We start from the raw sequence: 12,769 nt of genomic DNA on the forward strand, positions 1-12,769 counted from the left end.
AGTGGCTGACTCGGAGCGCCAACGTTCAGCTGGAGGGCCGGTCTTCTAGTGGAAGAAGTGGCGCTCCCCCGTGAAGTACATCGTGATCCCAGCGGCCCTCGCGGCCTGGACGACCTCTTCGTCCCGAACCGAACCGCCCGGCTGCACGACGGCACGAACGCCCGCGTCGAGAAGCACCTGGAGCCCGTCGGCGAACGGGAAGAAGGCGTCGGATGCCGCAACCGAACCAGCGGCCCTGTCGCCGGCGCGCGTGACCGCGAGGTGGCACGAGTCGACACGGTTGACCTGGCCCATCCCCACACCGACAGACGCACCATTCTTCGCGAGGAGAATCGCGTTCGACTTCACCGAACGGCACGCTGTCCACGCGAACGCGAGATCAGCGAGGGTCTCATCGTCGGCGGGATCGCCGGCGGCGAGGCTCCAGGTGTCCGTCACGCTTCCCTCGGTCGGGAACCGGTCTGCCTGCTGCACGAGGATGCCGCCAGAGACCTGCTTCGCCTCGAGAGGTTCCGGCGCGAAGTCTGCTGGCAACTCGAGAATGCGGAGGTTCTTCTTGGTGCGAAGCACGTCGAGTGCGTCGTCGTCGAACCCGGGCGCGACGATGACCTCGGTGAAGATCTCCTTGATGGTCTCCGCCATCTTGAGGGTCACCATCCGGTTGGCCGCAATGACACCGCCGAACGCTGAGACCGGGTCGCACGCGTGAGCACGAGCGTGTGCAGACGCGATGGCATCCGGTGCTTTCGGAGACGCCACGGCGATTCCGCACGGGTTGGCGTGCTTGATGATGGCCACGGCGGGAGCAGTGAAATCGTACGCGGCGCGCACCGCGGCATCCGCGTCAACGAAGTTGTTGTAGCTCATCTCCTTGCCGCCGAGCTGCGTCGCCTGGGCGATGCCGTGACCGCCGGCGCGCAGGTACAGCGCCGCTTCCTGGTGCGAATTCTCGCCGTAACGGAGGACGTGGGCCAGCTCGGCCTGGATCGTCAGTGATGCACCGAAGCCCTCGGCCGTGTCTGTGAACCAGCCTGCGACCGCGGTGTCATACGCCGCGGTGTGCGAGAAGGCGCGCGCGGCAAGTTCGCGACGCTGGGCGAGGGTCGTACCGCCCTGCGCGACGGCCTCAATGATCTCGCCGTAGCTGGCGGGCGACACAACGATCGCGACGTTCGGGTGGTTCTTTGCCGCGGCTCGCACCATCGCGGGGCCGCCGATGTCGATCTGCTCGACGACATCGTCGCCGACGGCGCCGCTCGCAACGGTCTCAACGAACGGGTAGAGATTCACGACGACGAGTTCGAACGGTTCGACACCGAGGTCGCCGAGCTGCTGCTCGTGCGACTCGAGGCGGAGGTCGGCGAGGAGACCGGCGTGCACCGATGGGTGAAGCGTCTTCACCCGTCCGTCGAGCGACTCGGGGAACCCGGTGACACTCGCGACGTCGGTCACCTCGTAGCCGGCGTCCCTGATGGCCTGGGCTGTCGATCCTGTCGACACCATCTCGACGCCGGCCTCCGCGAGCGCGCGGGCCAGGTCGATAAGGCCGGTCTTGTCGCTCACCGAGATCAGGGCGCGTGTGATGGGCACGACGTCACGGTCGCGGTACAGGCTCTTGTCGTGTGTTGGGCCGGCCATTGTGTGCTCCTTGGGAATGCCGAGTGAACGGGGTTGAGAGGCCGGTCGCGCTAAAGGGAAGCGAGATCGAGACCGTTGGCGATGTCGAGAACCGTCTGCACGAGCAGGCGGCGTTCGACCGGTTTGATTCTTTCGTGGAGTTCCTGCTCGGTGTCGCCCGGCAGGACGGGAACGCGTTCCTGGACGATGACCGGGCCCTGGTCGACGCCGTTGTCGACAACGATGATGGATGCCCCTGTCTCGTCGACTCCGGCGGCGAGGGCGTCGCGCACCCCGTGTGCCCCCGGAAACTCGGGGAGATAGGCGGGATGTGTGTTGATGAGGTGGGGTGCGAGCGCGTCGACCACGGTCCGCGGCAGAAGTCGCATGAACCCGCTCAGCACGACGAGGTCAGGGTTCCATACCCGGATCTGCTCGAGGAGGGCGACGCCCCATTCCTCGCGGCTGGCGAAGGAACTGAACGGAACGGTGAACGTCGGGATCCCGAATTCCTCGGCGTGGGCGAGCCCGTCGGCCTCGCGGTCTGCTCCGACGGCGACCACACGAGCGGGGAACTCAGCGTCGGCTGACGCCTCGAGCAGCGCACGGAGGTTGGATCCCGTACCCGAGATCAGCACGACGATATTCAGCACGGGGCAATCCTACAGTCGCGTCGCTTCCCGGCGGAGTCGATCAGCGTGAGGCGGCACCTGTTCGCCCGGAGGGAACGTCGAGCTGACCTGAGTCGGTCTTGCCAGACGCCATACCGATGAGAGCAGCGAGCGTGACCTCCGCGGAGGTGAAGACGCCGACCAGCCACGGGTTCGGGCCGACGGTCTCGAACCTGCCTGGCCCGATCGCTCCCCCGGAGAACCAGGCGAGCAGGCCGAGACCCAGGCCGGCGACCGCTCCGATCCCGACGGCGGCAATGGCGAGCCTCGCGGCCAGCGGGCCGCCGCGGAGTTCACGGACGAGTTGCGGGCGAACGAGAGCCGCTGCGACGAAGCCAATGATGAAGGGAACGAGGAGCCCGAGGAAGCCGAGCGGGAGATCGCCGTTCGGAACGGCACCGAAGATGGGGAATGCCGGGATCGGGCCGACCAGCGTGTTCACCGGTGAGATCGAGCTTCCGGCGCCGAGAGCAAACCCTGGGCCGATCAGCCAGGACGCGACCCAGATGACGATATTTCCCAAGAAGCCCAACTGCGCGATCGTCGCCATGATCCCGCCGGAGACGCCGAGCTGGGCGCTCTGGTACAGGCTGGTGATGAGTCCGAAATTACCGAGGATGGCGACAGCGAGCAGGAGCCCAGACACGGCGAGGACACCGAGTACCGCGGCGAATCCACCACGGAGGGCTGCGGAGAGCACCGCGGGCGCCGTGTCGTCGAACCTGTCCACAATGCCGGTGACCCAGGTTTTCACCCGTCCGTTGCCCATGGCATCCGCCCGGAACAGCACGCGTCGTGCGCCGACGATCAGGCCGAGGGCGTAGATGGCACCGGGTACGAGGAAGCTCTGCAGAAGCGACGGGTTCACCGTGGAATCCACGGCGGTGAGGGCGAGCAGCCCCGTGATCACAACGAAGGTGACGATGGCCGAGACCAGTGCGATCGGCCAGAGCCTGCTTGCCGCGGCGCGTGAACCCGTACGGGCACCCATGACCACGGTGAACAGGGCGACCGCGAGGGGAACGAAACTGACCACGAACGGTGCCGATGCCTCGGGGATGCCGATGGCTGCGACGAGCGCGCTCGGGAGGGTGACGGTGAGATCCACCCCGTTTCCGAGCAACCAGATGTCGACCGACGCTCGCCAGAAGACCAGCCAGTCGACCGAGAATCCGTAGTCGGTGGCCCAGAGCACGCTCAGCGGGACGAGGGTGACCCCAATTCCGATAGCGACGGTGATGAGCGCCTCGAGCGCGGCGAGCATGGCAAGTGTTGTGCGGTTCATTCGACTTGGAGTTTAGCCGTCGTCGGGCGGCGGGCCGTCCTCCCACGCCAGATACGACGAAGGGCGGCAGTTTCCTGCCGCCCTTCGGTTCGTGCTTCTGTTCGGTTTACAGTCCGGCGATGATCTCGCGCATGAGGCGTGCTGCCTCTGACGGGGTCTTGCCCACCTTGACGCCGGCGGCTTCGAGAGCCTCCTGCTTCGCGGCAGCGGTTCCGGCCGAACCGGAGACGATGGCGCCAGCGTGGCCCATGGTCTTGCCCTCGGGAGCGGTGAACCCGGCAACGTATCCGACGACGGGCTTCGTGACGTTCGCCTTGATGTAGTCAGCGGCGCGCTCTTCGGCGTCTCCGCCGATCTCACCGATCATGACGATGGCCTTGGTCTCCGGGTCGGCCTCAAACGCCGCGAGTGCGTCGATGTGGGTGGTGCCGATGATCGGGTCTCCACCGATGCCGATGGCGGTCGAGAAGCCAATCTCGCGCAGCTCGTACATCATCTGGTAGGTCAGCGTGCCCGACTTCGAGACGAGGCCGATCGGTCCCTTGCCGGTGATGTTCGCCGGCGTGATTCCGACGAGAGCTTCTCCCGGCGTGATGATGCCCGGGCAGTTCGGGCCGATGATCCTGGTCGTGTTGCCCTTCTTCTGCGCGTACGCCCAGAACTCGGCGGAGTCACCGACGGGGACACCCTCGGTGATGATGACGAGCAGCGGGATCTCAGCGTCGATGGCTTCGATGACAGCGTCCTTGGTGAACGCCGGCGGCACGAAGGCGATCGACACGTCAGCGCCGGTCTTCTCCATTGCCTCAGCGACGGTGGCGAAGACGGGCAGTTCGACGTCACCGTGAACGACGGTGGTGCCGGCCTTGCGGGCGTTGACGCCGCCGACGACGTTGGTGCCTGCCTTGAGCATCAGTGCGGTGTGCTTGGTGCCTTCGCCGCCGGTGATGCCCTGGACGATGACCTTGGAATCCTTATTGAGGAAAATTGACATTGTTTCGTTCGTCCTTTTACTTCGAAGCCAGCTCGGCGGCCTTGTCGGCGCCTTCGTCCATGGTTGCGGCGAGGGTGACCAGCGGGTGGTTGGCCTCGTTGAGGATGCGGCGGCCTTCCTCGACGTTGTTGCCGTCGAGGCGAACGACGAGGGGCTTGTTCGCGGTGGAGCCCAGTTCGGCGAGAGCGCCGACGATACCCTTCGCGACAGCGTCACACGCGGTGATGCCACCAAAGACGTTGACGAAGACGCTCTTGACCTGCGGGTCACCGAGGATGACGTCGAGGCCTGCTGCCATAACCTCGGCGGATGCTCCGCCTCCGATGTCGAGGAAGTTGGCCGGCTTCACGCCGCCGTGGTTCTCACCGGCGTACGCGACGACGTCAAGTGTCGACATGACGAGCCCGGCGCCGTTTCCGATGACACCGACTTCACCGTCGAGCTTGACGTAGTTGAGGTCGCTGGCCTTGGCCTTCGCTTCGAGCGGGTCAGCGGCATCCTTGTCTTCGAGCGCCTCGTGCGACGGGTGACGGAAACCGGCGTTCTCGTCGAGCGTGACCTTGCCGTCGAGGGCGACGATGTCGCCTTCCTCGGTGAGCACGAGCGGGTTGACCTCGACGAGCGTGGCATCCTCACCCTTGTAGACGTCGTACAGCTTGACGAAGACGTCGGCGACCTTGTCGACGAGCTCTGCGGGGAAGTTCGCGGCTACCGCGATCTCGCGGGCCTTGGCGGCGTCGATTCCGTCGAGCGGGTCGACCTCGATGCGCGCGAGGGCTTCGGGCTTCTCGACGGCGAGAATCTCGATCTCCATTCCGCCCTCGACGCTCGTGAGCGACAGGTAGGAGCGGTTGGCGCGGTCGAGCAGCACCGAGAAGTAGAACTCCTGGGCGATGCGGGCGCCGCCCGCGACCATGACGCGCTTGACGACGTGGCCCTTGATGTCGAGGCCGAGAATCGACTGTGCCGCCTCGAATGCCTCGTCGGGGGTCTTGGCGACCTTGACGCCGCCGGCCTTGCCTCGTCCGCCCACCTTGACCTGAGCCTTGACCACGACGACACCGCCCAGCTTCTCGGCCGCAGCGCGTACCTCCTCTGGCGTCTCAGCGACGATCCCCGGCAGGACCGGGACGTCGTATTTTTCGAACAGGTCTCGTGCCTGGTATTCGTAAAGATCCACGTGGATTTCCGTTCTGCTTAATGCGTTGCTGATGTGCGCAGTTGTTGGCCGTCCCGCGTCAGGTATCTCGACGCCGAGAGAAATGCCGTTACCACTCTACTTCGTCTCATTGGAGCGTACCGGCTCACCGTTATCGGCGGCGAGCGTGGGCTACGGTTGGCGCGTGACGACTCTTGACGACATCGGCGGGGACGCGGTGCTCGTGGCGGGCGGCGGTCGCGCGATCCTGCTCCAGATCGCCAACCCCAGTGTCGGCCTCGGAGTTGCGGCCCACAGCGACTTCGCGTCGCGCCCGCTCGACCGGCTGCACGCAACGTTGACCTTCGCCTATGCCCAGGTGTATGGAACCGATGCCGACAAGCGCGCAGTGGCCAGACGAGTCAATGCGGCGCACGGGCCGGTCTCGGCCGGGCCAACACCGGAATCACCCGGCTACTCGGCGTTCGACCCTGCCCTTCAGCTCTGGGTCGCCGCGACGCTCTATGACACCGCGATCACCGTTCGAGAACTGGTTTACGGGCCGCTCGACGCCGAGTCCGCCGAGCGGATCTACCGCGAGTACGCGGTGCTCGGCACCGCGCTTCAGATGTCGCCGGAGCTGTGGCCGCCGACCCGGGCCGACTTTGACCGCTACTTCGCCGAAGAGTCCGCGAAACTCGAGGTCACCCCCGAAGCTCGGGCCGTCAGCAGGGAGCTGCTCTCGGCGAGGTCCCTGCCACTCCCCCTCCGCGCCGCGATGCCACTCGCGCGGTTGATGACGGCCGGGTTGCTCGACGAGAGACTTCGCGCGGACTACGGATTCCGGTGGTCGCCGAAGCAGCAGCGGCGGTTCGACCGCGTCATTCGCGTGACGCGTATGGTCTGGCCGAGGCTGCCCCGCGGCATCCGTTTCTCCGTGTGCTCCTTCTACCTGCGGAGACTGCGCGCGTCGACGCGGTAGGCGCGCCTCGCTCGATGGCCAGACCGACGGTTCGGGGCCTGCAGTGGGCACAACCGGTCCTCCCCAGTGAATCGGATGGGCGGCGCTGCCCACAGTTGTCATGGTCCGGTTCACGGGGACGCCCGGCGTCAACACACTTCTGGGTATGACCCCGACATCCCTCTTTCGTACACGGGCCGCGGCGCTTCCCGCCCAGGCAGCCCCGGCACCGGGCCGCCGTCGCCGTCGCCGTCGCGCCAGCATCATGGTGCTGGTCCTTACCGTCGTCGCCGTCGTGCTTGCTCCGCTGTTCTTCTCCGCACCCCCGGCATCCGCCATACCGGTCACCGGTCGGGCTTTCGGCTACTACTCGCCCCAGAACGGTGGATTCTGGCTCGGGTCGTGGCGCCTCGCCGACGGAACCCTCGCCTTTTGCGTCAACACCGAACGCGCGACTCCGAACGGGGCTGAGTTCTCCTACGCCGACGGAGCTGCGCTCGGCTGGTACAGCCCCGACGACGCCGCACGGCTGGCCTACATCTCCCGGACCTGGGCGGGGACACAGGACCCGACAACCGCTGCTGCCGGGCAGATCGCGACCTGGACGATCACCGGGCTGGGTCGCCATAGCCAGGAGGAACTTGCCGCGAACGCCGGTGCGAACGCGGCAGCCGTCCTCGAGCTCGCCCGCCGCATGCTCGACGAGACACAGCGCTCGGCCTCCCGCTCGGTCGGTGCGGTCCTTGAGTTCAGCCGTGACGGCGATGGTTCACAGGTGTCGGCGGCGCTCACCGCCGACAGCATCGCAGCCGGTCCCGTTGCCGTGCCCGCTGGCGCCCACGAGGGAACTCTCACGCTCAGCGGGGCGACCTTCGACGACGGATCAACGAGTGCCCCTGTGCGCAACGGTGTGCCGGTTCGGGTGCGGGTGCCTGCCTCCGCCGCGGTTGCCGATGTGGCGGCCTCGGTCCACTTCGACGGGCTCCCCTACGGTAACGCGCTCACGATGGCGGTGTCCTCCGGTGCGGCGCAGAATCTGCTTACGGCTGGCTCCGCCTCGGCGAGCGCCACGGCCACCGGGACCACTCCCCTGCCGTCCGACCTGCCGTTCCAGCCGGTGGTATCCACCCGGACCAGCGCGGCCGTCGCGGATGAGGGCGCCGAGATTTCCGACACCGTGCTCATCGCGGTCGAGCCGACGGCGTCGACACTCGCCGAGTGGCCGGTAGCCGGGCCGCCTGGCGGGCCATTCGTGCCGGTGCCGGTGACCGTTCGGAGCAGGCTGCTGGGGCCGTTCGCCGACCAGGTCGTGCCGGCTGAGCATCCCCCGACCGATGCCCCGGTTGCGTGCGAGGTGACCCTCGTCGTTACGACGGGGCCGGGCGAGTACGTCACCCGCTCATGCACGCTGGCCGGGCCAGGGCACTACGTCTGGGTCGAGAGCATTTCTCCATCGGATACGACACCGACCGAGGGTGGCGAACGAATCCTGCCGTGGACGTCACCCTTCGGCGTCGCAACAGAAATCACCACGGTGAATGCGCCTCCGGCTCCCCCTCCGCCCGCTGACCAGCCCCACGTTGCGCCCGTAGCACCGGCGCCGGAAGCACCGACGCTGCCCGAGACAGGAAGTGGCGACCTCTCGCGCCTGCACGCCGCCGTCATCGCCCTCGCGCTCGTTGCAACGGGAGCTGCGTGCCTGAGGCCGCGGTACTCGTCTCTCTCAGAGCGCGGCTAACCCGCGCCACGCGCGACGGAAGACCCGTATCGCTGCCCCGCCGCGCACGCTCATCCGTCACAGATGTCGACACAAGCACGCCACACCCGACATACGCGACGGACGACCCGCATCGCTGCCCCGCCGCGCACGCTCATCCGTCACAGATGTCGACACAAGCACGCCACACCCGACACACGCGACGGACGACCCGAATCGCTGCCCCGCGGGGGGCCAGCTGCAATCACTCATCCGTCACAGAATGCGTTTCCCGGTGGGCCGGAACCGCGTTCTGTGGCAAACCAACGCGGGTCACGCCGCGAGGGCGCGCGGCTCAGCGAAGCAGTGCGTGCGGCGGGGTCTCGACGTCGCCGACGATCGCCTCCGCCGGGTCGCTGCCAATCGCGACAATACGATTCGCGGAGTCGACGTGCACAACGTTCGGCACAAACTGTCGCGCCTCTTCGGTCGTCATCTGCCCATAGGCGATGAGGATGACGGTGTCTCCCGGGAAGACGAGGCGTGCGGCCGCGCCGTTGATACCGATCACGCCGCTCCCCCGCTCGCCGGCGATCGTGTACGTCTCGAGCCGGGCGCCGTTCGTCACGTCGACGATCGAGACGAGCTCACCCGGCAGGATGTCTGCGGCGTCGAGCAGGTCGAGGTCGACGGTCACCGAGCCGACGTAGTGCAGGTCGGCCTGGGTGACTGTCGCGCGGTGAATCTTCGCGGTGAACATGGTGCGCAGCATGGGTATTACAACTTCTCAATCGGTGCGATTTTGATCAGGAGCTTCTTGAAGCCCGCAGATTCGAACTGGACGTGTGCGATTCGCTTGGCGCCTTCGCCGGTGACGGTCTGGACCCGACCCTCGCCGAAATCACTGTGACGGATGCGGTCACCGGCGGCGAGTTCCAGCGAGCCGTTGTCACGAACCTGGTTTGTGATGCGGTTTGGCCAGTCACGCTTCTCGGTGAGCGGCTTGGTCGCGAGTTCTGTGCCGTTCCACTTGGTCCGGTTGGCGTTGAGCGCACGGGGCTGCGTTCCACCCCGCGAGTTCGCCATTCCGGGCGACTGGCGCCACTCGATGAGCTCACCGGGGATCTCCTGGAGGTAACGGCTTGGCATGGCGACGGCGGTCTCACCGTACTGGGCACGGGTCATGGCCAGCGAGAGGAACAACCGCTTTTTCGCACGCGTAATTCCCACGTAGAACAAACGACGTTCCTCGGCAGGTCCGCCTGGCTCTGACGCGCTCATCCGGTGCGGGAGCAGGTCTTCCTCGATACCGGTGAGGAACACGGCGTCGTACTCGAGCCCCTTCGCCGTGTGAAGAGTCATGAGCGAGACGGTACCGCTCGAGTCGTCGAGGTCATCGGCAGCTGCGACGAGCGAAACCTCGGTGAGGAAGTCGACGAGTTCTCCATCGGGGTTGTTGCGCTCGAACTCCCTGGCGACGGCGATGAGTTCTTCGATGTTCTCTGCGCGCGCTTCGTCTTGCGGGTCGTGGCTTCTGCGCAGAGACTCGATCAGCCCGCTCTTGGTCACGAGCGTCGAGAGCACATCGGCGACCTTGCCCTCGGCAACGAGCGCGGCCCCCTCGTCGAGCAGTGCCGAGAGCGACAGGATCGCGTTCGTCACCTTCGGTCCGAGCCCGAGAGCGGCTGCCTCCCGCATCGCCTCACGGAACGTCAGCCCGTTGTCTTCGGCGAACCGGAACAGCTGAGTCTCGGTAGCGGGGCCGATCCCCCGCTTCGGGGTGTTGAGGATGCGGCGGAGCGCGAGGGTGTCCTGAGGGTTCGCGACCGAAACGAGGTAGCCCATGGCATCCTTGATTTCGGCCCGCTCGTAGAACTTGGTGCCGCCCATGATGCGGTACGGCAGCGCCGACCGGATGAAGATTTCTTCGAGTGCACGGGTCTGCGCGTTGGTGCGGTAGAACACGGCGATCGAGCTGTACGGCATCCCCTCGCGGTGCAGCTTCTCGATTTCGTCGGCGACGAACTGCGCCTCATCGTGACCCGAGTAGCCCGTGTAACCCACGATCTTCTCGCCGTCACCGACCGCGGTCCACAGCTTCTTGTCTTTGCGGTCGAAGTTGTTGGCGATGACCGAGTTGGCCGCGGTGAGAATGTTCTGTGTCGACCGGTAGTTCTGCTCGAGCAGGATGACCTTCGCACCCGGGAAGTCACGCTCGAATTCGACGATGTTCCGGATGTCTGCGCCGCGGAACGCGTAGATCGACTGGTCAGAGTCACCGACGACGGTGAGCGATGCCCCTGGCGACGTGGTGATGAGCGCGTTGTCGTCGAGTGCCGGCGGGCGCGTCAGCTCGCGGATGAGCGAGTACTGCGCGTGGTTGGTGTCCTGGTACTCGTCGACGAGCACGTGCTTGAACCGGTTCTGGTAGGTCGCGGCGACATGGGGGAACGCCCGGAACAGGTACACGGTCTGGCCGATGAGGTCATCGAAGTCGAATGCATTCGCCGCGGTGAGCGCCCGGGTGTATGCACGGAAGATCTGGACGAACGCCGCCTCGTTGGGGTCGTCCATGTTGGCGTTTCGCGCGTAGCTGTCGACGTCGGCGAGTTCGTTCTTGAGCTTCGAGATCTTCGCGGAGACGTTGGCGGGCGTGAAGCCGAGCACGTCGGCACCCTGCTCCTTGATGATGCGCTTGATGAGCACTCGGGAGTCGGACGAGTCGTAGATGGTGAAGTTTCTGGTGAAGCCGAAGTTCTCGGCCTCACGGCGGAGGATACGCACGCACGCGGAGTGGAAGGTCGAGATCCACATGCCCTCGGCGACCTGGCCGACCAGGGCGCCGACCCTCTCGCGCATTTCGGCGGCGGCCTTGTTCGTAAAGGTGATCGCGAGGATCTGGCTCGGCCAGGCCTCACGGTTCTCGAGCAGGCTCGCGATGCGCCGGGTGAGAACGCTGGTCTTGCCGGATCCGGCACCGGCAACGATGAGCAGCGCCTGCCCGCGGTACAGGACCGCCTCACGCTGCTGCGGGTTGAGACCCTCGAGCAGCCGGCTTTCACCGCTCTGCCCACTCGGATCGCTCGACGGGATGCTGGCGGTGTGCCAGCCGTCGACTATCACGGGAGTCGCAGATTGCTGGTTGGGTTCCGGGGTGCTCGCCATATCACTGTCAAGCTTAGGCCGGGCGTCTGACAACCGGCTCCAGTTCTCTCAGCCGTCGGCGCGAGTGACGGTCCTCCGCCGCGCATCTCGCGCGGCGACACCGAGGTCGGGGTGGTCGCAGAACACGCCGTCGATGCCTGTGGCAAGGATCGCGTCGAACTCGCCCTCCCAGTTTCCGAATGCCGACGGCCCACCGCGCGACCGGAATGCCCGCGACAGGAACTTGTTCTCCGGTCGAAGCGTCCAGGTGAACACGTCGAGCCCGCGCCGGTGGGCGCGTTCGACGAGGTCGTTGGTTTGCCCCGCGGGTGCCCCGGCGAAGAGCATCGCCTTGTCGACGCTGATGCCGTCGACCGTAAACCCGCCGGAGCCCTCCGCGAGTGCATCAAGACCGACGTCGGTGATGACATCCGCATATGTCGGAGCTTTCGTCCCGAGCAGGGTGATCTCGTCGAACGGGCTGCCCTGTTTTTCGAGCAGGTAGACGTAACGGGCCCTGAGTCCGCGAGCGTGCATCCTGGCGAGCACCGACTTCTCAAAGGCCTCGACGACGAGACCGGCCCCCTCCGCAAACGAGGTGTCGGAGAGAGCGGATGCCACCAGCTCGTCGAGTGGAAGGCCGACGCTGTCGAAGTAGGTCGCGTGCTTGATCTCGGCAACGAGCCCGAGCGCACGACCCTGAGCCTCGGAGGCCTCGTCGATGATCTCGAGCAGATCCGAGAACCGGAGGATGCCGGCGGATCCGTCAAAACTCGCGCTCGCCGGCCGAAGCCCCGGAATGCGCTCGCGGCTTCGAAGCGTCGACAGCTCCGCCCAGGTGAAATCCTCGGTGAACCAGCCGGTGAGTTCGACCCCGTCGATGTGCTTCGTGACACGGCGGTCGGCGAACTCAGGCCGGATCGCGACATCCGTTGTCCCGGAGATTTCGTTTTCGTGCCGCAGAACGAGAATGCCGTCCTTCGTAGCGACGATGTCGGGCTCGACCGCGTCAGCGCCGAGCGCGAAGGCCAGCTCATAGGAAGAACGGGTGTGCTCGGGGCGGTAACCGGGAGCACCGCGGTGGCCGATGATGAGCGGACCTGCCGAATCTGACGCTGTCATGCTTCGAGCCTAGGCGGCCCGTATCACAGGGGCAGCATCGGAATACCCCCGGAAACCTCTGTGTTTCACAGCAAAGACCACTAGATTGGACAGACGTTCCGCTTCGCGGAGCGACCACATTCCAGCCGTTTCGACTGAGAA

The 12,769-nt window shown here is 66.1% G+C and carries 10 protein-coding genes; 2 read left to right on the forward strand and 8 right to left on the reverse strand.

Annotated elements, in window-relative coordinates; genetic code table 11:
• Positions 1-45: 45 nt before the first annotated feature.
• The 5 genes from purH to sucC form a co-directional block, all read right to left on the reverse strand.
• Positions 46-1,638 (reverse strand): bifunctional phosphoribosylaminoimidazolecarboxamide formyltransferase/IMP cyclohydrolase, encoded by a 1,593-nt coding sequence (purH, locus tag AC1X6S_RS05895; protein ID WP_483404827.1) that lies wholly within the window; start codon positions 1,636-1,638, stop codon positions 46-48.
• 50 nt (positions 1,639-1,688) lie between these two features.
• Positions 1,689-2,270 (reverse strand): phosphoribosylglycinamide formyltransferase, encoded by a 582-nt coding sequence (gene purN / locus AC1X6S_RS05900; protein WP_483404828.1) that lies wholly within the window; start codon positions 2,268-2,270, stop codon positions 1,689-1,691.
• Between the two features lie 40 nt (positions 2,271-2,310).
• Positions 2,311-3,573, reverse strand: coding sequence for a cell division protein PerM (locus AC1X6S_RS05905; RefSeq protein ID WP_483404829.1), 1,263 nt, complete (start codon positions 3,571-3,573; stop codon positions 2,311-2,313).
• Positions 3,574-3,679: 106 nt separating this feature from the next.
• The gene (sucD, locus tag AC1X6S_RS05910) at positions 3,680-4,567 is read right to left on the reverse strand and encodes a succinate--CoA ligase subunit alpha (RefSeq protein WP_483404830.1); all 888 of its coding nucleotides are present in this window, start codon (positions 4,565-4,567) and stop codon (positions 3,680-3,682) included.
• A gap of 16 nt (positions 4,568-4,583) precedes the next feature.
• Complete coding sequence (sucC, locus tag AC1X6S_RS05915; protein WP_483404831.1) at positions 4,584-5,747, reverse strand: ADP-forming succinate--CoA ligase subunit beta; 1,164 nt, start codon at positions 5,745-5,747, stop codon at positions 4,584-4,586.
• A gap of 163 nt (positions 5,748-5,910) precedes the next feature.
• On the opposite strand from sucC, the gene AC1X6S_RS05920 reads away from it, so the two are divergent.
• Both AC1X6S_RS05920 and AC1X6S_RS05925 read left to right on the forward strand, forming a co-directional pair.
• The gene (locus tag AC1X6S_RS05920) at positions 5,911-6,687 is read left to right on the forward strand and encodes an oxygenase MpaB family protein (RefSeq protein WP_483404832.1); all 777 of its coding nucleotides are present in this window, start codon (positions 5,911-5,913) and stop codon (positions 6,685-6,687) included.
• A 145-nt stretch (positions 6,688-6,832) separates the two neighbouring features.
• Positions 6,833-8,404 (forward strand): hypothetical protein, encoded by a 1,572-nt coding sequence (locus AC1X6S_RS05925; protein ID WP_483404833.1) that lies wholly within the window; start codon positions 6,833-6,835, stop codon positions 8,402-8,404.
• Between the two features lie 313 nt (positions 8,405-8,717).
• Here the strand turns inward: AC1X6S_RS05925 and panD are convergent, their stop codons facing one another.
• Genes panD through AC1X6S_RS05940 form a run of 3 tightly spaced genes read right to left on the reverse strand, consistent with a single transcriptional unit; the run spans position 8,718 to position 12,628 of the window.
• Positions 8,718-9,134 carry an aspartate 1-decarboxylase gene (panD, locus tag AC1X6S_RS05930; RefSeq protein ID WP_483404834.1) on the reverse strand — a complete coding sequence of 139 codons (417 nt, stop codon included), beginning with the start codon at positions 9,132-9,134 and terminating at the stop codon, positions 8,718-8,720.
• Positions 9,135-9,139: 5 nt separating this feature from the next.
• Positions 9,140-11,527 carry an ATP-dependent helicase gene (locus AC1X6S_RS05935; RefSeq protein WP_483404835.1) on the reverse strand — a complete coding sequence of 796 codons (2,388 nt, stop codon included), beginning with the start codon at positions 11,525-11,527 and terminating at the stop codon, positions 9,140-9,142.
• A 48-nt stretch (positions 11,528-11,575) separates the two neighbouring features.
• On the reverse strand, positions 11,576-12,628 hold the full coding sequence (locus AC1X6S_RS05940; RefSeq protein WP_483404836.1) for a glycerophosphodiester phosphodiesterase family protein: 1,053 nt from the start codon (positions 12,626-12,628) through the stop codon (positions 11,576-11,578).
• Between the last annotated feature and the right edge of the window lie 141 nt (positions 12,629-12,769).

The organism is Mycetocola sp. Y442 (assembly GCF_056898615.1).